The sequence below is a fragment of the Rhodococcus sp. 27YEA15 genome, from assembly GCF_049739425.1.
Lineage (GTDB): Bacteria > Actinomycetota > Actinomycetes > Mycobacteriales > Mycobacteriaceae > Rhodococcus_F.
In genome coordinates, this window is record NZ_JBMHHW010000001.1 from 2,892,332 (window position 1) to 2,911,175 (window position 18,844).

General features: G+C 63.6%; 19 protein-coding genes. 8 read left to right on the top strand and 11 right to left on the bottom strand.

Going from position 1 to position 18,844, the window contains the following annotated elements:
• Nucleotides 1-35 precede the first annotated feature (35 nt).
• The 3 genes from ABH922_RS13420 to ctaD form a co-directional block, all read right to left on the bottom strand.
• Complete coding sequence (locus tag ABH922_RS13420) at nt 36-806, bottom strand: peptidyl-tRNA hydrolase (protein ID WP_424807380.1); 771 nt, start codon at nt 804-806, stop codon at nt 36-38.
• Nucleotides 803-2,023 (bottom strand): phosphoserine phosphatase SerB, encoded by a 1,221-nt coding sequence (gene serB / locus ABH922_RS13425; protein WP_424807381.1) that lies wholly within the window; start codon nt 2,021-2,023, stop codon nt 803-805. The genes ABH922_RS13420 and serB overlap by 4 nt, the downstream gene beginning before the upstream one ends.
• Before the next feature lie 134 nt (nt 2,024-2,157).
• Entirely contained in the window at nt 2,158-3,948 is a 1,791-nt protein-coding gene (gene ctaD / locus ABH922_RS13430; protein ID WP_424807382.1) for a cytochrome c oxidase subunit I, read from the bottom strand.
• 395 nt (nt 3,949-4,343) lie between these two features.
• Between ctaD and ABH922_RS13435 the strand changes: the two genes are divergently transcribed.
• The 3 genes from ABH922_RS13435 to ABH922_RS13445 all read left to right on the top strand — a co-directional run bounded on the left by ABH922_RS13435 (nt 4,344) and on the right by ABH922_RS13445 (nt 6,892).
• The gene (locus tag ABH922_RS13435) at nt 4,344-5,312 is read left to right on the top strand and encodes an ABC transporter substrate-binding protein (RefSeq protein ID WP_424809669.1); all 969 of its coding nucleotides are present in this window, start codon (nt 4,344-4,346) and stop codon (nt 5,310-5,312) included.
• Between the two features lie 96 nt (nt 5,313-5,408).
• Nucleotides 5,409-6,413, top strand: a complete 1,005-nt coding sequence (locus ABH922_RS13440) for an iron-siderophore ABC transporter substrate-binding protein (protein ID WP_424809670.1) — start codon at nt 5,409-5,411, stop codon at nt 6,411-6,413.
• Between the two features lie 5 nt (nt 6,414-6,418).
• Nucleotides 6,419-6,892 carry an NUDIX hydrolase gene (locus ABH922_RS13445; RefSeq protein WP_424807383.1) on the top strand — a complete coding sequence of 158 codons (474 nt, stop codon included), beginning with the start codon at nt 6,419-6,421 and terminating at the stop codon, nt 6,890-6,892.
• Nucleotides 6,893-7,121: 229 nt separating this feature from the next.
• On the opposite strand, the gene nrdF is transcribed toward ABH922_RS13445, so the two are convergent.
• From nrdF to nrdH, 4 genes are all read right to left on the bottom strand, one after another.
• Complete coding sequence (nrdF, locus tag ABH922_RS13450) at nt 7,122-8,087, bottom strand: class 1b ribonucleoside-diphosphate reductase subunit beta (RefSeq protein WP_424807384.1); 966 nt, start codon at nt 8,085-8,087, stop codon at nt 7,122-7,124.
• A gap of 79 nt (nt 8,088-8,166) precedes the next feature.
• Nucleotides 8,167-10,350, bottom strand: a complete 2,184-nt coding sequence (nrdE, locus tag ABH922_RS13455; protein WP_424807385.1) for a class 1b ribonucleoside-diphosphate reductase subunit alpha — start codon at nt 10,348-10,350, stop codon at nt 8,167-8,169.
• Nucleotides 10,308-10,787 (bottom strand): class Ib ribonucleoside-diphosphate reductase assembly flavoprotein NrdI, encoded by a 480-nt coding sequence (gene nrdI / locus ABH922_RS13460; RefSeq protein WP_424807386.1) that lies wholly within the window; start codon nt 10,785-10,787, stop codon nt 10,308-10,310. Before nrdI ends, nrdE begins: the two co-directional genes overlap by 43 nt.
• A gap of 106 nt (nt 10,788-10,893) precedes the next feature.
• Entirely contained in the window at nt 10,894-11,124 is a 231-nt protein-coding gene (nrdH, locus tag ABH922_RS13465) for a glutaredoxin-like protein NrdH (protein ID WP_424807387.1), read from the bottom strand.
• A 301-nt stretch (nt 11,125-11,425) separates the two neighbouring features.
• Here nrdH and ABH922_RS13470 point away from each other — a divergent pair, with 301 nt between their 5' ends.
• Complete coding sequence (locus ABH922_RS13470) at nt 11,426-12,244, top strand: siderophore-interacting protein (RefSeq protein WP_424807388.1); 819 nt, start codon at nt 11,426-11,428, stop codon at nt 12,242-12,244.
• A 378-nt stretch (nt 12,245-12,622) separates the two neighbouring features.
• Here ABH922_RS13470 and ABH922_RS13475 read toward each other — a convergent pair whose 3' ends face one another.
• Nucleotides 12,623-13,189, bottom strand: a complete 567-nt coding sequence (locus tag ABH922_RS13475; RefSeq protein ID WP_424807389.1) for an NAD(P)H-dependent oxidoreductase — start codon at nt 13,187-13,189, stop codon at nt 12,623-12,625.
• Between the two features lie 104 nt (nt 13,190-13,293).
• Between ABH922_RS13475 and ABH922_RS13480 the strand changes: the two genes are divergently transcribed.
• Together ABH922_RS13480 and ABH922_RS13485 are read left to right on the top strand one after the other, a co-directional pair.
• The gene (locus ABH922_RS13480; protein ID WP_424807390.1) at nt 13,294-13,893 is read left to right on the top strand and encodes a helix-turn-helix domain-containing protein; all 600 of its coding nucleotides are present in this window, start codon (nt 13,294-13,296) and stop codon (nt 13,891-13,893) included.
• A gap of 35 nt (nt 13,894-13,928) precedes the next feature.
• A complete protein-coding gene (locus ABH922_RS13485; protein WP_424807391.1) occupies nt 13,929-14,714 on the top strand; it encodes an META domain-containing protein in 786 nt (261 codons plus the stop codon).
• Nucleotides 14,715-14,727: 13 nt separating this feature from the next.
• On the opposite strand, the gene ABH922_RS13490 is transcribed toward ABH922_RS13485, so the two are convergent.
• Nucleotides 14,728-15,282, bottom strand: a complete 555-nt coding sequence (locus ABH922_RS13490; protein ID WP_424807392.1) for a nucleosidase — start codon at nt 15,280-15,282, stop codon at nt 14,728-14,730.
• 68 nt (nt 15,283-15,350) lie between these two features.
• On the opposite strand from ABH922_RS13490, the gene nadE reads away from it, so the two are divergent.
• Nucleotides 15,351-16,175, top strand: coding sequence for an ammonia-dependent NAD(+) synthetase (gene nadE / locus ABH922_RS13495; protein ID WP_424807393.1), 825 nt, complete (start codon nt 15,351-15,353; stop codon nt 16,173-16,175).
• A gap of 13 nt (nt 16,176-16,188) precedes the next feature.
• On the opposite strand, the gene ABH922_RS13500 is transcribed toward nadE, so the two are convergent.
• Together ABH922_RS13500 and moaA are read right to left on the bottom strand one after the other, a co-directional pair.
• Complete coding sequence (locus ABH922_RS13500) at nt 16,189-16,446, bottom strand: MoaD/ThiS family protein (RefSeq protein ID WP_424807394.1); 258 nt, start codon at nt 16,444-16,446, stop codon at nt 16,189-16,191.
• Nucleotides 16,439-17,497, bottom strand: a complete 1,059-nt coding sequence (gene moaA, locus ABH922_RS13505) for a GTP 3',8-cyclase MoaA (RefSeq protein ID WP_424807395.1) — start codon at nt 17,495-17,497, stop codon at nt 16,439-16,441. Before moaA ends, ABH922_RS13500 begins: the two co-directional genes overlap by 8 nt.
• Nucleotides 17,498-17,616: 119 nt before the next feature.
• Here moaA and glp point away from each other — a divergent pair, with 119 nt between their 5' ends.
• Complete coding sequence (gene glp, locus ABH922_RS13510; protein ID WP_424807396.1) at nt 17,617-18,816, top strand: gephyrin-like molybdotransferase Glp; 1,200 nt, start codon at nt 17,617-17,619, stop codon at nt 18,814-18,816.
• Nucleotides 18,817-18,844 lie beyond the last annotated feature (28 nt).

Consider the following 18,844-nt stretch of genomic DNA (forward strand, 5'->3'; position numbering starts at 1 on the left):
AGCCAAGTTGCCGGAACTGGACTGTTCCCGAAGGCCTATCCCGGGACGGCGATCACGGTCATCGAACCAGGAGCAACCTCGGTGAATCCGGCATCGCGAACGGCTATCGCCTCGGAGCGCCCGAGACGGTCCACGGCAGTACGCCACTGCGCCGGCGTCGCCTCTCGGACCGAGCATCGGAATCCGGTGCGTGCCCACTCCCAACACCGTTGATCTGCCATCGCCGCAGCCAACAACATCGACGCGTGGCCCACCTGAGCCGACGCCTTGCCCACCGTCATCTCCAGGGTGGGATCGACCCACAGCACCGGTAGCCCGGCCTCGGGCGGGCCCGGATCGTCGTGCTCGAGATCTGTCCCACCGATTTGCAACTTCTTGACCCGCGGATCGAGAAGACCGACCGGTCCGGGCACGAGCGCTCTCGCTTGGGCGCCCCCGACCTCGACGGTGATCCCGTCCACGCCCTGGGCGGCAGTCCACTGAGCGCCACGCGCCCGCCGCGACACCTTACGAATGCGCGCGCCGACCCAGGCCGAGTAGTCCTCGTGCCACGGCCCTGGTTCGCCGTCGGCAGATACGCCGACTCGCTCGTCCAGGCATAACGCCACCGCTGCCGACGCCGCGGCTTCGAGCAGGGCAGTCCGGGACGGCGGTGCGGCCTTCGGAATGTGTAGAACGATCGGCATCGCCAATACTGCCGCCGGGTCCTGCGGATCGTCGCGTCCGCCGTATCCGCCCGCCAGCACCGCATGGCGGGCACGCCAACCCGCGTCGGGACCCGATGCCGGTGCCTCGTCGCCGATCACGTGATGGGAACGCGCCGAACGACGCCGTCGCGCGCGTCGGCTGCTTCGACCTCGTCACGGGTCACCCCGAGGACGAAGAGCACCGCGTCGAGGAACGGGTGGGACAGCGCTGCATCGGCAACCTCGCGGAGCGCCGGCTTCGCATTGAACGCGATACCGAGGCCGGCGGCATTGAGCATGTCGATGTCGTTGGCACCGTCCCCCACTGCGACGGTCTGTTCCATCGGCACACCCACCTGGTCGGCGAACTTCCGCAACGCCACCGCCTTGGCGGCACGGTCGACGATCTCGCCGATCACGCGCCCGGTCAGCTTGCCGTCGACGATCTCGAGGGTGTTCGCATGCACGAAGTCGAGTTCCAGATCGTGGGCGAGACCTTCGATGACCTGGCGGAACCCGCCGGAGACCACACCGCAGTGAAATCCGAGACGACGCAGGGTACGGATGGTGGTGCGCGCCCCCGGCGTCAGTTCGATGCTTTCCGCGACCTCGTCGATGACGGACGCGTCCAGCCCGGCAAGTGTCGCCACCCGCTGATGCAGCGATTCGGTGAAGTCGATCTCGCCACGCATCGCGGCCTCGGTGACCGCCCGAACCTCGTCTTCGACTCCCGCCTTCGCAGCCAGCATCTCGATGACCTCGCCCTGGACGAGAGTCGAGTCGACGTCGAAGACGATCAAGCGCTTGGCGCGACGTGCAAGACCGGCCCGCTCGACAGCGATGTCGACATTCTCGAGAGCGGCGACCTCGGCCAGGCCGGTGCGCAGGTTGGTGTCGGCCTCGTCCGTTCCCGCAGAGCTGACGCTCAGTTCGAGGCCCGTGACGGGGTAGTCGGCGACGCCCCGGATGGAGTCGATGTTCGCACCCTGCTTTGCCAGTTCGCGGGCGACGGATCGCATGGCACGCGCGTTGACCGGGCTACCGAGGACGACTACTGCGTGTGTGGAAATCGCCGGACGGCCTTGATCGGCACCGATCTCGATGTCGATGTTCATGCCGACAGTCGCCATCGCCTCTTCGAGTTCTTCCTGCAGCGATTCCGGGTCGCTGGGGCAGACGACGAGGACGCCGAGGGTGAGCCGACCACGGATCACTACCTGTTCGACGTCGAGCAGGCTCACGTCGTGCCGCGCCAAAGTCGCGAACAGTACGGAGGTGACGCCGGGCCGATCCAATCCGGTCACAGTCACCAGAACAGTGGTGTCCAATGCACCCACCGAAAACTCCGATCATATTTTTTTGGGCTCGCGCCGCGAAGGACATTCGTGTGTTCGAATCGAGCTGTGTGCCAAACGAGAAGGCCCCACCCGGATTCGGGCGGGGCCTTGTCGTTGTTCATCTGACGCCGGTATTACCGGTGGGTGTCGGTTCCGGGCTCGCCTTCACCATCGACCGTGATCGGCTCGTGGCGGGCGTCTTCGAGAACCTGGCTCACGTTCTTGCCGCCGTGACCCGGGCCGACGTGGGCTTCGGCGCGCATCCGCTCGACCATGTGCGGGTAGTGCAGCTCGAAGGCCGGACGTTCACTACGGATTCGTGGAAGTTCCGTGAAGTTGTGTCGCGGCGGCGGGCAGGTGGTTGCCCATTCGAGCGAGTTGCCGTAACCCCATGGATCGTCCACGGTGACTATCTCACCGTATCGGTAGCTCTTGAACACGTTCCAGATGAACGGCAACGTCGAGGCGCCGAGGACGAACGCGAATATCGTCGAAATCGTGTTCAGCGTGGTGAAGCCGTCGGAGGGCAGGTAGTCCGCGTAGCGACGCGGCATACCCTCGGCACCGAGCCAGTGCTGGACGAGGAACGTGCCGTGGAAACCGACGAACGTGGTCCAGAAGTGCCACTTGCCCAGGCGCTCGTCCATCATGCGACCGGTCATCTTCGGGAACCAGAAGTAGATACCGGCGTATGTGGCGAACACGACCGTGCCGAAGACCACGTAGTGGAAGTGCGCGACGACGAAGTAACTGTCGGTGACGTGGAAGTCGAGCGGCGGGCTGGCGAGGATGACGCCGGAGAGACCACCGAAGAGGAAGGTGATCAGGAAGCCGAGCGAGAAGAGCATCGGTGACTCGAACGTCAACTGTCCCTTCCACATCGTGCCGATCCAGTTGAATATCTTCACACCTGTCGGCACGGCGATCAGGAACGTCATGAACGAGAAGTACGGCAGCAGCACGGCTCCGGTGGCGTACATGTGGTGAGCCCACACCGCGATCGAGAGAGCGGCGATGGCCAGCGTCGCGTACACCAGACCGCTGTAGCCGAAGATCGGCTTACGGCTGAAGACCGGGAAGATCTCCGAAACGATACCGAAGAACGGCAGCGCGATGATGTACACCTCGGGGTGACCGAAGAACCAGAACAGGTGCTGCCACAACAGCACACCGCCGGTGGCCGGGTCGAAGATGTGACCACCGAGGTGTCGATCGACGAACAGACCCATGAACGCGGCGGTCAGCAGCGGGAACGCCAGCAGGATCAGGATGCTGGTGATGAAGATGTTCCAGGTGAAGATCGGCATACGGAACATGGTCATACCGGGTGCACGCAGGCAGATCACCGTGGTGATCATGTTGACGCCACCGAGGATGGTGCCCAGGCCGGCAACGGCCAGACCCATGATCCACAGGTCGGCTCCGACGCCCGGACTGTGCAGCGCGCTGGTCAGCGGGGTATATGCCGTCCAACCGAAGTCGGCAGCGCCACCGGGCGTCACGAAGCCCGCGGTGGTGATGATCGCGCCGAAGAGGTACAGCCAGTAGCTGAACGCGTTCAGACGCGGGAACGCCACGTCGGGCGCGCCGATCTGCAGCGGAAGAATGTAGTTGGCGAAACCGAAGACGATCGGCGTCGCGTACAGCAGCAGCATGATGGTGCCGTGCATGGTGAACAGCTGGTTGAACTGCTCGTTCGAGAGGAACTGCATGCCGGGGACGGCGAGTTCCGCACGCATCATCAGGGCCATCAGGCCGCCGATGAGGAAGAAGGCAATGGAAGTCGCCAAGTACATGATCCCGAGCACCTTGGGGTCGGTGGTCGTGATCATCTTGAAAATGAATGAGCCCTTGGGTCCCTGCCGCGGCGGGTAAGGCCTGGCTGCAGCTATCGTGGGGACTGGCTGGGGCGCTACGGCAGTCACTGATCCTCCTGATTGTGCCTTTGGTCGCTCCGCAGGCTCCGCTTCAGAGCCGTTGGTCGCGCCGCCGGCTCCGCTCCTGTCGTCCGACACCCCGGGCTGCGGGATGGCGGTCTCTGGCTTGCGCTCATCGAATCGTAGACCGTGACTCCCGGCCACCGCGACCCGGTCCTACTCTGCGTCGTACTCGAGTGGCCGTTTCCGCGCGGCGGCAACGAACGACCTGCGGTTTATGTTCCCGGCGCCTTCCATCACACCACCGGATCCGGCGTGTCGCATCCGCCACAGGCCACTGCCTCGCTCGGCTCTCGACCCACTCCGCTGATAAGGTCTGCCTAACTCACATCGACTACGGGGGATCCAAGCACGTGAAATTCCGACCACGCCACACCGCCGTCATGGCATTTGCCGTCTCGATCGCTCTGATCGTCCCGGCCTGCTCGAGTTCTTCCGAATCCGCGGCGCCGGCCGCCGGAACCACCGGTTCGGACTCGTTCCCCCGTACGGTCGAGCAGTTCCGTGGCACCACCACTATCCCGTCGGCACCGCAGCGCATCGTCACCCTTGACAACAGTTTCACCGATGCCGTCCTTCTCCTCGAATCGCCCCTGGTCGGATATGTGGACTATCGCGAGGACGGACTCCCCGACTACCTCGGTTCGTCCCGCGACGAATTTGCCGCCGACGCCGTGTCCGTGGGAAAGGTCGGCGAAGCCAGCCTCGAGAAGATCGCGGCACTACAGCCCGACTTGATCATTTCCGCCGAGGTACGCGACGGCAAGCGATACGACCAACTGTCGGCTATCGCACCCACCGTCTTCACGCGAAGCACCGGACCGACGTGGAAAGAGAACATCCGTCTGGTCGGCGAAGCGCTCGGCAAGGAATCACTTGCCGATCAGAAGATCGACGAGTATCAGGCCCGCGCGTCGGCAGTCGGCGCCGAGATCAACGCCAAGGCCGACAATCCCGTCGTGTCCGTGGTCCGATTCGCCGGTGAACCTACCGCCCGGCTGTACCGCACCACCTCGTTCAGCGGCATCGTCCTGCAGGATGCGGGAATCAGACGGCCGGACAACCAGGGCCCCGACCCCGCTGATCCGTCGAGCATCATGTCTGCGATCAGTCCCGAGTTGATCACCGACGTCGACGCCGACGTCATCTTCGTCACCACCTGGCACGATCCGGACGGCAAGAGTGCTGCGGCCGCCAAACCGTTCCTCGAGAGCCCGCTGTGGAAGATGCTGCACGGCCGCGTCGTCGACGTCGACGACGCACGCTGGATGACGCCCGTGAGCATCCAGGGTGCTCACCTCATCCTCGACGATCTGTCGGATGCGTTCGAGGTACCGGAGTCCAACGGCTAACCTGAACGGCGCCCGCCAACACAGGAAGCCGTCGACTTGTCTGCACTCTCTCGCGCGACCGCCAGCCGTATCTCCCTATTCGGTCTCACCGCCGCCATGCTCGTCGTGGCCGGGTGCACGTCGGATTCCTCGGGCGATCCGGCGAGCACCATCGTCCGCACCACCACGTCTATCGCCGGCGCGTCCGTGATGGGTATCGAGCGAGACACCGCTGCCGCCTGCCCGGCCCAGACCGCGGCCGACAGCGGAGCGGGGCCGGCCGTGAACCGACACGTCGTCCACACCGAAGGCACGTCGGAGGTTCCGTCCGATCCACAGCGGATCGTCGTGCTCGACAGTGCGTCGATGGACGCGGTCTGCGCTCTCGGTCTGTGGGAACGCGTCGTGGGCGCAGCCACCGGTGTCGACTCACCTCAGCCGTCGTACCTCGGTACCGGTATTTCGAACATCCCCAGCATCGGTCCGGTGAGTGCACCGAATGTCGAGGCGATCGCCGACACGAAACCCGACCTCATCCTCGGCTCCACGCCCACGTCGGATGATTTGTACGCGAAGCTCGGCGCGGTGGCTCCCACCGTCTTCGCCGGCAGCGATCCGGTGTACTGGAAGGCGCAGTTCGCGCTGGCCGGTCAAGCTTTGGGCCGGGCGGAAGCGGCGGCCGGAGAACTTCGACGTTACGAGGAGGACGCCACCCGTGTCGGCGCCTCGTTGAACGCATCACAATCGCAGGCCTCGGTTGTCCGGTTCGGTACCAGGAATGTGCAGCTCGAAGGGCCGGCGTCCTTTCCCGGGCAGATCCTCGGCGACATCGGCGCACAGCGGCCGCCGGTCCAGCGTCTGACCGATACTCCGACGGCCGACATCCCTGCCGATCGCCTCGCCGATGCCGAAGGCGACATCATCTACGTGCTGTTCGACGGATCCGGCGGACGCAGCTACGGCATCGACGTGATGAAAAGTGATCAGTGGCAGGATCTCGGCGCCGTCGCGGATCGACGCGTGTTCGTCGCCGAGGATCAGATCTGGAACGGCAACGGCCTCACGGCGGCACGCGCCGTGCTGGACGACCTGCAGGCCACCTTCAACGGCTATTCGAGCTGACAACGATGCCGGTTCCCGATTTTGTACTCCGCCTGCGCGAGAAGGTCGGTCACGCCCCGCTGTGGCTCTCGGGAGTCAGCGTGGTCATCCGCGACGAGGCCGGTCGTGTCCTGCTGACCCGTCGGGCCGACAGCGGCCAGTGGGCAGTGGTGTCCGGGATCCTCGAACCCGGCGAAGAACCGTCCTCGGCGGCGGTGCGTGAAGCGAAGGAAGAGGCAGGAGTCGACATCGAACTGGTCCGCATCACCAGCGTGGACGTCACCGAGCCGATCACCTACCCCAACGGCGACATCTCCCGGTACCTCGACGTCTGCTTCGTGGCGAGGTGGATCGGTGGCGACGCACACGTCGCGGACGACGAAAATCTCGAGGTGGCCTGGTTCGCACCCGACGACTTACCCGCCGATCTGACCGACACCTCGCAACTGCGACTGGCCAAGGCACTCGACGATAAGCCGCAGGCCTGGTTTGCCCGCTGACGATCGCCGACCGGTTCCTCACGTGCGAGTACGGTCACTGTCCGAGCAGTACGCTGAAGCGGTCGGCGCCAGTGCCCATCCGACGGCGTAACACTGTCGGAAGCAACCACTTACGATTGGGGCCGGCTTCGAAACAGGCCGGACGCACATCATTTCCCCGCACAACAGGAGATCCACTGCCCGTCGAGCTCGTGGCAGCGGATCTCCTGTTGTGCGTGATCAGCTCGCTCTAGAAGTCCCAGTCGTCGTCTTCGGTGTTGACGGCCTTGCCGATGACGTAGGAGCTGCCGGAGCCGGAGAAGAAGTCGTGGTTCTCGTCGGCGTTGGGCGACAGTGCCGACAGGATAGCCGGATTGACATCCGTCTCGTCCTTCGGGAAGAGGCCTTCGTAACCGAGGTTGTTGAGGGCCTTGTTGGCGTTGTAGCGCAGGAACTTCTTGACGTCCTCGGTCAGGCCGACGCCGTCGTAAAGGTCCTGGGTGTAGTCGACTTCGTTTTCGTAGAGCTCGAAGAGCAGCTCGAACGTGTAGTTCTTGAGCTCTTCGCGCTCGGGCTCGGTGAGCTGCTCGAGACCCTTCTGGTACTTGTAGCCGATGTAGTAGCCGTGCACGGCCTCGTCGCGGATGATGAGGCGGATCAGGTCGGCGGTGTTGGTGAGCTTGGCCCGTGAGGACCAGTACATCGGCAGGTAGAAACCGGAGTAGAAGAGGAAGCTCTCGAGCAGCGTCGAGGCGACCTTGCGCTTGAGCGGCGACTCACCGTTGTAGTAGTCGAGCACTATCTGCGCTTTGCGCTGCAGGTTCGGGTTCTCTTCCGACCAGCGGAACGCGTCGTCGATGTCGGGTGTCGCGGCGAGCGTGGAGAAGATGGAGCTGTAGCTCTTGGCGTGCACCGATTCCATGAAGGCGATGTTGGTGTACACCGCTTCTTCGTGGGGGGTGATGGCGTCGGGGATGAGGCTGACCGCCCCGACGGTGCCCTGGATGGTGTCGAGCAACGTCAGACCCGTGAAGACACGCATCGTGAGCTGCTTTTCCTGGGCGGTCAGGGTTCCCCAGGACGGGATGTCGTTGGAGACCGGCACCTTTTCGGGGAGCCAGAAGTTGCTGACGAGGCGGTCCCACACCTCGGCGTCCTTCTCGTCCTGGACGCGGTTCCAGTTGATCGCGGAAACGCGACTGACCAGCTTGACCATTAAGTTCCTCACTTCGTTCGGCTGTGCGCCTTTTCGGTAGCGGTCACTACCGAAAAGGCGCACAGGGGGCGGAGCCCCCTTACAACATGCAGGAAACGCAGCCCTCGACCTCGGTGCCTTCGAGTGCCATCTGACGCAGACGGATGTAGTACAGCGTCTTGATGCCCTTGCGCCACGCGTAGATCTGCGCCTTGTTGATGTCGCGAGTGGTGGCGGTGTCCTTGAAGAACAGGGTCAGGGACAGTCCCTGGTCGACGTGCTGCGTCGCAGCCGCGTAGGTGTCGACGATCTTCTCGTACCCGATTTCGTAGGCATCCTGGTAGTACTCCAGGTTGTCGTTGGTCAGGTAAGGCGCCGGGTAGTAGACGCGGCCGATCTTGCCTTCCTTACGAATCTCGATCTTCGACGCCACCGGGTGGATGGAGCTGGTGGAGTAGTTGATGTACGAGATCGAGCCGGTCGGCGGGACGGCCTGAAGGTTCTGGTTGTAGATACCGTGCTTCTGGATGGAAGCCTTCAGCTCACGCCAGTCGTCCTGGGTGGGGATGTGCAGCTTCGCATCGGCGAAGAGTCCGCGAACCTTGTCGGTTGCCGGCTCCCAGGCCTGATCGGTGTACTTGTCGAAGAACTCTCCCGAGGCGTACTTGGACTGCGGGAAACCCTTGAAGTGTGAACCACGTTCGATGGCAATCTTGTTCGACGCCTGCAAAGCGTGGAACAGCACCGTGTAGAAGTAGATGTTGGTGAAGTCGATGCCCTCTTCGGAGCCGTAGAAGATTCGCTCACGAGCGAGGTATCCGTGCAAGTTCATCTGACCGAGGCCGATGGCGTGAGAGTCGTTGTTGCCTACTTCGATCGAAGGCACCGAATAGATGTGTGTCTGATCGGAGACGGCCGTCAACCCGCGGATTGCCACTTCGATGGTCCGGCCGAAATCCGGTGAGTCCATGGTCTTCGCGATGTTCAGCGAACCCAGGTTGCAGGAGATGTCCTTGCCGACCTTCGAGTACGAGAGGTCGTCGTTGAACTCGGACGGGGTGGACACCTGCAGGATCTCCGAGCACAGATTCGAGTGCGTGATCTTGCCGTCGATCGGGTTGGCCCGGTTCACCGTGTCCTCGAACATGATGTACGGGTAGCCCGACTCGAACTGCAGCTCGGCGACGGTCTGGAAGAATTCGCGAGCCTTGATCTTGGACTTGCGGATTCGCTTGTCGTCGACCATCTCGTAGTACTTCTCGGAGACGTCGATATCGGAGAACGGTACGCCGTAGATGCGCTCGACGTCGTACGGCGAGAACAGGTACATGTCCTCGTTCTTCTTCGCCAGTTCGAAGGTGATGTCCGGGATCACGACACCCAAGGACAGCGTCTTGATGCGGATCTTCTCGTCGGCGTTCTCACGCTTGGTGTCGAGGAAGCGGTAGATGTCGGGGTGGTGCGCGTGCAGGTACACCGCTCCGGCGCCCTGACGGGCACCGAGCTGGTTGGCGTAGGAGAACGAGTCCTCGAGGAGCTTCATGATCGGGATGACACCCGAGCTCTGGTTCTCGATTTTCTTGATCGGGGCGCCGTGCTCACGAATGTTGGTGAGCAGCAGAGCAACTCCGCCACCGCGCTTGGACAGCTGCAGGGCCGAATTGATGGAACGCCCGATGGACTCCATGTTGTCTTCGATGCGCAGCAGGAAGCAGGAAACGGGCTCGCCGCGCTGCTTCTTGCCGGAGTTGAGGAAAGTGGGGGTGGCAGGCTGGAAGCGGCCGGCGATGATCTCGTCTACGAGCTTGACGGCCAGATCTTCATCGCCTGCGGCCAGGGTGAGCGCCACCATGCAGACACGGTCCTCGAAACGCTCGAGGTAGCGCTTACCGTCGAACGTCTTGAGCGTGTACGAGGTGTAGTACTTGAACGCGCCGAGGAAGGTCGGGAATCGGAACTTCTTGGCGTATGCCTGGTCGATCAGGTACTTCACGAACGTGCGTGAATACTGATCGAGCACCTCGGGCTCGTAGTAGTTCTCCTCGACGAGGTAGTCGAGCTTCTCGTCGAGATTGTGGAAGAACACGGTGTTCTGGTTGACGTGCTGCAGGAAGTACTGCCGGGCTGCGGCGACATCCATGTCGAACTGGATTTCACCGTTGGCGTCGTACAGGTTGAGCATGGCATTGAGTGCGTGGTAGTCGAGGCCGTTGGTGGAATCACCGCCGCGTGCGTCCCGCTCTACACTTCCTGCCGCGATGGTGTCAGTGATGGTTGGCGCCACTGCCCGTGCTCCTTCTCTGCTTCGAGATGATTCCAGAACTCCCCCAAGCCTTCTCGAACCCGTTCGACGTCCTCGGCAGTGCCCATGAGTTCGAACCGGTACAGATAGGGAACTTGGCATTTCTGGGAAATGATGTTTCCTGCATAGCAATAGGATTCACCGAAATTGGTGTTCCCCGCCGCGATCACTGCTCGGATCAACGACCTGTTGTGAATGTTGTTCAAAAAACGAATGACCGGCTTCGGCACATAACTGGTGTCACGGCCCATCGCCGTGGTTCCGCCCCCGTAGGTGGGAAGAATCAAGACGAAGGGCTCGTCGACCTGGAACGAGCCGTCACGGTCACGAATGGGAATGCGTGTCGCAGGTAAACCGAGCCGTTGGACGAATCGGTGGGTGTTCTCCGACACGCTGGAAAAGTAGACCAGCGAGGTCATCGGTCATCACCACTTCTCTACGAGGTGCCTGACACCCTCTACTACTGAGAACCCTCGACTATTCAGAAGTGTCGACGACATCGTCTGCCGCCGACACGGTCGCGCTTCAAGCAGCGACGGTGAGAGACTTGATGCGATCGGGGCGAAAGCCCGACCAGTGATCCTCGCCGGCAACCACGATGGGAGCCTGGAGGTATCCGAGGGCCATCACGTAATCGCGGGCTTCGGCATCCTCGGTGATGTCGATGACGTTGTATTCGATACCGGCCTTGTCGAGAGCGCGGTAGGTGGCAGTGCACTGAACGCAAGCGGGCTTGGTGTAAACGGTGATGTCCATTGAGAGTCCCTCTTTCGCTTGGCCGCGAAGGCCGATGTAAATGATGTTCGCCACCGATCAGACCGATTGCCGGAGCTTCGCTCGATGCGTTCCGCGTTGTGGTCCCCCAGTGCTCAAGACACTACACCTAGTGGCCGACAGAAGCACATAGCGCGAGATGTTGTGAGTCACATCGTTGCAATTCGCTGGTTTCCCCAGGCCTGAACACCCCCGCGGGAGTTCATCGGCGTGTCGTCCGGGACATCCGCCGACACTGCCGACACCGGTTCGTCAGCGCACCGACAGCCCATACCATGACGGCGTGAGCACACCACCGCCCGACGAAGCGCCGCGCCACGAGGCGACCCTCCTCCGCTCGACGGTGGTGACCGCGAATCTGCGCCGGCTCACCTTCGGCGGGTCGGGGTTGCACGGTTTCGCCTCGAGCAGCCTGCCCGACGAACGAGTCCTTGTCCATTTTCCGACCGAACCGCCGCACGCGCGCAGCTACACCGTCCGCCGATACGACCCGTCCGCCGGCGAGTTGGACATCGATTTCGTACTACACGGGCACGGTGGCGCAGCGCAGTGGGCAACCGGTGCGCGCCCCGGGGATCGTGTCCGCCTGTCGAGCGCGAGCGGATGGTTCCGCCCACCGGGAGAGATCGACTGGTTGGTTCTGATTGCCGACCACGCAGGTCTGCCCGCGATCGGCAGGATCCTCGAACAAGTGCCGCACAACCTCGAGGTCCGCGTCGTCGGCCACACAGCCGACCCACGCGATCGGCTGCGGTTCACATCGAAGGCTCGCGTGGCGTACACGTGGCTGCCCGACGCCGACACTCTCCTCACCGAAGTGACCACCGCCGCGTTGCCGGCGGGAATCGGCTACCTCTGGTGTGCGGTCGAGGCGAGGACCGCTCGCCGCATCCGCAGCCATTTTCGTCGAACTCTCTCGATTCCCGCGACGCACATGCACGTGATGGGTTACTGGCGAGAAGACAAGGAAGAGTGGGAGCGACGTTATGCAGCAGTCTCGGATCGCATCGACGCCGCAATGGGCGACGCGATGATCGCCGGAAAGGACTTCGAGGCGGTTCGAGACGCCGTCGACGACGCCATGGAACGCGAAGGCCTCTAGCGCGCAGAAGCCGACAGTCGCGCTGCAGCACAGCGTTTTCCCGACTCCCACACCGTTTCCTCGACTTCACACCGGCGCGAGGCCTCGAAGCGATCTCCGCCCTGCGCTCTCACGCCCGGCGGCTTCGCGGTACCTCGCGCATCCGTTTGCCGACCACCGCCACAACCCAGATGCCTACCCATCTACGCCCGATCCCGACCGTGGCCCGGATTCTCGTCCACGACCTCCCGCACGGCGAAAGGGCCTGAACGCCGGTGATACCGGCATTCAGGCCCTTGCCTCACGAACGATCACTCGACCAGCTCGACCGCATCGGATCGGTTTCACAGGTCTGACGACGCCCACTCGATGCTCGGACGGGGTGCGCCCGAACGGTGTTTACGCGTCGACGAGCTCCTTGGTGGCGTCGACGAGATCGGCGACAACCTTGGAAACCTGCGCGAGAACCTCGGCGTTCTCACGCGGGTGTGCGGTACCGAACTTGTCGAAGGTGCTGCCGACGACCAGTGCGGAATCGGCGAGCACCTTGCCGCCCGCGACGCCGACGGACTTGGTGGTGTCCTCGTGCGCCCACTTTGCGCCGTTGCCGCTCGGTGATGCGCTGATGACGACAACCGGCTTACCCGAGACTGCACCGGCACCGTACGGGCGGGAGATCCAGTCGATGGCATTCTTGAGCACGGCGGGGATCGTGCCGTTGTACTCGGGGGTGACGAGGAGGAATGCGTCGGCGCTGCCGGCCGCGGCGCGAAGCGCTTCCACAGCAGGGATGTTCGCGTCGGCGACATCGATGTCCTCGTTGTAGAACGGTACGTCGGCGAGGCCCTCGAAGATGGTCAGTGCGGCGCCCTCGGGAGCCACGGACAGCGCGGCTTCCGCGATCTGGCGGTTGACCGATGCAGCGCGCAGGCTGCCGACGAGAACGAGAACGTTGGTCTGGGACATGTCGGGTTTCCTTCGAAGATGATGCGATGGGTGGCTCTGCTTGAAATTTATACCAACTAAGCGGACCACGGTCCACTTATATTCCGCACCTGTACCCTGATGCCGTGACCGCAATCCCGCTCCCCCAGATCGAGACGGCGCCGACCGAGCGCGGCGATGCAGCACGTAACCGGGCACTTCTCCTGGATGCGGCCGCTTTACTGGTCGCCGAACGTGGGGTCGACGCAGTCACGATGGACGCGGTGGCCTGCCGCGCAGGTGTGGGCAAGGGCACAGTTTTCCGACGCTTCGGAAGCCGGGCCGGGCTGATGCAGGCTCTTCTGGATCACACGGAACGGGAACTGCAGCACGCCTTCATGTTCGGGCCACCGCCACTGGGTCCGGGTGCACCCGCGATCGATCGGCTCCTCGCATTCGGTCGCGCCCGGTTCGCCATGGTCGAGGTTCAGGGCGAGGTGTTACGCGCCGCCGAGAAAGCCCGCGAAATCAGGTTCGGCGGTCCGGCTCGCGCAGTAGGGGTCACACATATCGTCGAACTTCTTCGAAGTGCCGGGGTAGAGGGCGATCTGGAGTTACTGGCCGCGGCGCTACTGGCGCCACTCGAGGCCTCACTGGTACTGCACCAGGTCCGCGATCGCGGAATGACAACGCAGCGGCTGATCGTCGGCTGGGAAGACCTCGCGCGCCGCATCGCTCGATGTTGACACTTGCAAATCGGACAACCGTTTAGTCTGAGCGCATGCGCATCGCTGCCGCCGTCATCGGCCTCCTGACTCTTGCCGCAGTAACCGGATGTTCGAGCTCCACCGACTCCCCGGACTCATCCGAGGCAGTCACCTATCCGTCGGGAAGGACCTACATTTCGACGGCGGTCGACGGCGAACCGATACCGGGTGGCGGACCGTTGACCCTCGATTTCACCGAGACCGGCCGGGTATCGGCCAATGCAGGTTGCAACACCAGTTCGGGTTCGGTCGAATTCACCGACGGCAAGCTCATCGTCGGAACGATGATGTCCACGATGATGGGATGCACCCCGGAACTTCTCGCCGCCGACACCTGGACGTCGACACTGCTGTCGTCTACGCCGACATGGCGTCTGGACGGCGACACCCTCACGATCAAGTCGAGTGCGAGCACCGTGACGTTCCAGGACAAGAAAGTGGTCACTCCTGATCGCGCCCTGGTCGGCACCACCTGGACCGTTACATCGCTGATCAGCCCCGACGCCATCAGTACCAGTATCGCATTGGAGACGGCTGCGCCGCAGCTGACCATTGCCGCCGACGGGTCGGTGACCGGCACCACCGGCTGTAACCGGATGAGCGGTCAGGTGGAGGTCGGAGACACCAACGTCACGTTCTCCCCGCTTGCGACCACCCGGATGACGTGCCCGGACGAGGTGGCGGACATCGAACGGCAAGTCTTGGCGGTGCTCGACGGCGAGGTCGCGTACACGGTCGACGCGAACACCATGACGTTGCGCAAGGCCGACGCCGGACTGATCCTGACCGCCCAGTCCTGATCGACGGAAACCGTCAGATGTTGTCGGTGAGCCAGCGCCCCAGGACGCGAGCGCTGGCGTCGATCATCGCCGGCCAGTCCAATGCCGAGTCGTCGGCGTGGTCGCTGACATGTTTGACCAGACGGCATCGAGCACCTGCCGCCTGTGCTGCGTAGGCGACGGCGAACCCTTCCATGTCGACCAGATCCGCTCGCTGGGCCAGCACATCACGGGTGGCCGCATCGGCGATGAACGCGTCACCGGTCGCGAGCACCGACTCGTCACCGTCGGCGAGCGTGATCCGGTCGGCGACGTCATGGCCGAGCGCACGGATGGCGTCGGCGCTGATGTCGTGGTTGAGCACGGTGCCAGGCACGTACAGTCCGCCGTGGTGCGCGTGCAACGCCCCGGCGGTTCCGATGTTGACCACGAGCGGCAGACCGCCCGGCTCGAATTTCCCCAAGGCGCCGGCGACAGCCGTTGCAGCGCCGACCTTTCCGATCCCGGTGATCAGAAGTTCCCAGTCCCGGGGAACATAGCGTGCTTCGGCTCGGGTGGCGCTGACGACGAGAACCTGTTTACCATTCATGGCCAGAACGCTACTGCCGACGATTCGGTGGCTCTGCACACGGATGCCCGGATCGCTACAGTTCATTCATGGCCACACTGCGTGAGAGCATCATCGAAGAACTCGGTACCAAGCCGACCATCGACGCCGCTGCGGAAATCCGTGAACGAGTCGATTTCCTCAAGAAATACCTCTTGTCGACGCCCGCCACAGGTTTTGTCCTCGGCATCAGCGGTGGACAGGACAGCACTCTGGCCGGGGCCCTCGCGCAGCGTGCGGTGAGCGAGCTTCGCGAAGACGGCCACGACGCGGAGTTCGTCGCGGTCCGCTTGCCGTACGGGGAGCAGGCCGACGAGTCCGACGCCCAGATCGCTCTCGGTTTCATCGAGCCGGATCGCTCGCTCACCGTCAACGTCAAGCCCGGTGCCGACGCGACGGCCCGCGAGGCGTCGAACGCACTCGGCGACGGTGAGCTACGAGATTTCGTTCGCGGCAACATCAAGGCCCGCGAACGTATGGTGATCCAGTACGCGATTGCCGGTCAGCTCGGATACCTGGTGATCGGCACCGATCATGCGGCCGAGGCCATCACCGGCTTCTTCACCAAGTTCGGTGACGGCGGCGTGGACATCACCCCGCTGACGGGTTTGAGCAAGCGTCAGGGCGCAGCGTTGCTGCAGGAACTCGGTGCACCGGAAAGCACGTGGCGCAAAGTACCCACCGCCGATCTCGAAGACGACCGTCCGGCACTACCGGACGAAGTCGCACTGGGCGTCACCTACGCACAGATCGACGACTACCTCGAAGGCAAGGACGTCACCGACGAGGTCGCCGAGAAGCTGGAACGGATGTTCACGAACACCCGGCACAAGCGAACCGTCCCCGTCACCCCGCTCGATACGTGGTGGAGCTGATCGGAGCCAGATTCTAGCCGCCGGCGAACGGCGGCAGGACATCTACCGAACTACCCGCGACGCGTGTGACGTCGCGGGTCAGTTCGTCTCCGACGAGGTAACCGGAGACTGACAGCACACGCTCCATATCGGCCCCGTACTTCCGAACCAGAACCTCGGCCACCTCCGCCAGTGTGCTGGTATGAACAAGGGCCAGAACCTCCTCGCGACGCCCGGCCGCATCGGCCGCCGCGGCGAAGTACCGAACCGAGATCGACTGCGCTTCAGCCACCGATAGCTCCCATGCTTCGTTCCGGCGGCACGAAATCCGCCGCGTCGATACCGTGCCCCGCCCACTTGTTCCACATCGCACCACGCCACAGTTCGGCAAGTTCGTGATCGTTCGCACCGGACCTCAGTGCCGCCCGGACATCGACCTCACGATCACTGAACAGGCACGAACGGATGGTTCCTTCCGCTGTCATCCGAGTTCGATCGCAGTCGCTGCAGAAAGAACGCGTCACCGAGGCGATGATGCCGACCGTCCGCGGCCCCCCGTCCACGGTCCACTCCTCCGCCGGCGCCGACGGATCGTCGCGGCCCACACTGTTCAACGTGAACCGCGGAGCCAGCTCGGCGAGCAGTTCCTGAGCCGTCACCATGTTCTCGCGCGCCCACGCGTGATCTGCGTCGAGTGGCATTTGTTCGATGAACCGCAGTTCCACACCGGCATCGAGGCACCACTGCAGCAGATCGGCTGCACCGCGCAATGTTTCGCGCATCAACACGGCGTTCACCTTCACCGGCGCAAGACCGGCATCTGCCGCCGCACCGATACCGGCCAGCACCGACGGCAACCGGTCACGTCGGGTCAGTTCGGCGAAGTGTGCGCGGTCGACGGAGTCCAGTGACACGTTCACGCGGGTGAGTCCGGCCGCTACCAGCGCGGCGGCACGGTGCTCGAGCCCTACCGCGTTGGTGGTCATCGACAACGGAACGCCCGGCACTCGCTGCGCACAGGCGGCGATGATCTTCTCCAGATCCGATCGCATCAGCGGTTCACCGCCGGTGAACCGGACTTCACGGATACCCGCGAGGTCCACACCGATACCGACTATCCGGGCGATTTCGTCCGGGGTCAGCAACTCGTCCGCCGGGATGGGCGGCAGACCCTCTTCGGGCATGCAGTAAGTGCAACGCAGAGAGCACTTCTCGGTGACGGACACTCTGAGATCTCGCGCCGTGCGTCCGAACCTGTCCACGAGAAAGGCTGTCGCGGGACGACCGGCGAGCGAGGAGGCGTCGCGCCTGACCGTGGGAATGCCCATGGCGACCGCTGTCATCTCGATACCACAGTCACAGCCGTGACTCCTTCCACTTCGTCCCAGTATGACCCACGCGGATGCCCGGTGCGCCATACGGGCGTCAGCACCTAGGATAGAGCCATGTCGAGGTGGATGCGGTGAGTGCACGTTCGGTCGAGGAACACTCGGCACATGTCTCCGGGCTGCTGGCGGGCCTTCACACTCTTCCGCCGGAACACATACCCGTCCCGAATTCACTGTCCCGCATAGCTTCGTCCGACGTGCGCTCACCGGTAGATCTCCCACTCTTCCGCAATTCGCAGATGGACGGGTATGCCGTCGACGCGGCATCGGTACGCACGACTCCGGTGACACTGCCGGTACGTGGAGTGCTGGCCGCGGGAAGTGGTGAGCCACCACGGCATCGACCCGGCTCGGCGTTTCGCATCATGACCGGAGCCCCCATCCCGGACGGTGCCGACGCGGTGGTCCCGGTCGAGGACACCTCGAACGTCACCGACGGTACCGTGACGATCGAACGGGGCAGGGCAGTCGGGGAATTCGTCCGCGAGCGTGGTAGCGACGTCGACGCCGGAACGGTCCTCCTGGAAGCCGGAACGCTTCTCCAGCCGAGGCATGTCGCGGTGCTGGCCGCCGTGGGCTCGGTGACCATTTCGGTACGCACCAGGCCGAAGGTTGCCGTGATCACCACCGGATCCGAATTGAAACACGCCGGAACCCAATTGAATCCAGGAGAAATCTACGATTCCAACGGCACAGCGTTGGCAACACTCGCCGAAGCCAACGGCGCCGACGTGGTGTCCGTGGCACGAAGCACCGACGATCCCGCCATGTTTCGCGAGTTGCTTTCACACGCGACGGCCGCCGCCGACCTGGTGTTCACCTCGGGCGGGGTGTCGATGGGCGATTTCGAGGTCGTCAAGGAAACCCTGACGCCCCTCGGTGGCACGTTCGGCCACGTGGCGATGCAACCAGGTGGCCCGCAAGGAACTGCCGTGGTGAACGACGTTCCGGTGCTGAGCTTTCCCGGGAACCCGGTCAGCACGATGGTCTCATTCGAGATTTTCGCCCGAGCCGACATCCGACGCGCCGCGGGACTGTCGCCGATCGGTCGCGAACGTCTTCCACTGCGCGAGCCGCTGCGATCGATTCCCGGTAAACGTCAGTTCCTTCGGGCGCGACGAGTGGACGGCGGCGTCGAACTCGTCGCGGGGCCTGGTTCGCATCTCGTCGCGGCGATGGCATGGGCGGACCTCCTGGTGGACGTGCCTGCGACGGTGACGGGACTCGACGTCGGTGCACTCGTCGACGTCGTCGCCCTCTCCACCGCTCACTGACCGACGCTCACATCGACAGTTCACATCG

Excerpts from the sequence above, each read along its gene's own strand:
- ABH922_RS13435 (WP_424809669.1), top strand. The coding sequence starts at position 4,344 with ATGGCATTTGCCGTCTCGATCGCTCTGATCGTCCCGGCCTGCTCGAGT.
- ABH922_RS13440 (WP_424809670.1), top strand. The coding sequence starts at position 5,409 with ATGCTCGTCGTGGCCGGGTGCACGTCGGATTCCTCGGGCGATCCGGCG.
- ABH922_RS13445 (WP_424807383.1), top strand. The coding sequence starts at position 6,419 with ATGCCGGTTCCCGATTTTGTACTCCGCCTGCGCGAGAAGGTCGGTCAC.
- nrdF (WP_424807384.1), bottom strand. The coding sequence starts at position 8,087 with ATGGTCAAGCTGGTCAGTCGCGTTTCCGCGATCAACTGGAACCGCGTC.
- nrdI (WP_424807386.1), bottom strand. The coding sequence starts at position 10,787 with ATGACCTCGCTGGTCTACTTTTCCAGCGTGTCGGAGAACACCCACCGA.
- nrdH (WP_424807387.1), bottom strand. The coding sequence starts at position 11,124 with ATGGACATCACCGTTTACACCAAGCCCGCTTGCGTTCAGTGCACTGCC.
- ABH922_RS13475 (WP_424807389.1), bottom strand. The coding sequence starts at position 13,189 with ATGTCCCAGACCAACGTTCTCGTTCTCGTCGGCAGCCTGCGCGCTGCA.
- ABH922_RS13485 (WP_424807391.1), top strand. The coding sequence starts at position 13,929 with ATGCGCATCGCTGCCGCCGTCATCGGCCTCCTGACTCTTGCCGCAGTA.
- ABH922_RS13490 (WP_424807392.1), bottom strand. The coding sequence starts at position 15,282 with ATGAATGGTAAACAGGTTCTCGTCGTCAGCGCCACCCGAGCCGAAGCA.
- nadE (WP_424807393.1), top strand. The coding sequence starts at position 15,351 with ATGGCCACACTGCGTGAGAGCATCATCGAAGAACTCGGTACCAAGCCG.
- moaA (WP_424807395.1), bottom strand. The coding sequence starts at position 17,497 with ATGACAGCGGTCGCCATGGGCATTCCCACGGTCAGGCGCGACGCCTCC.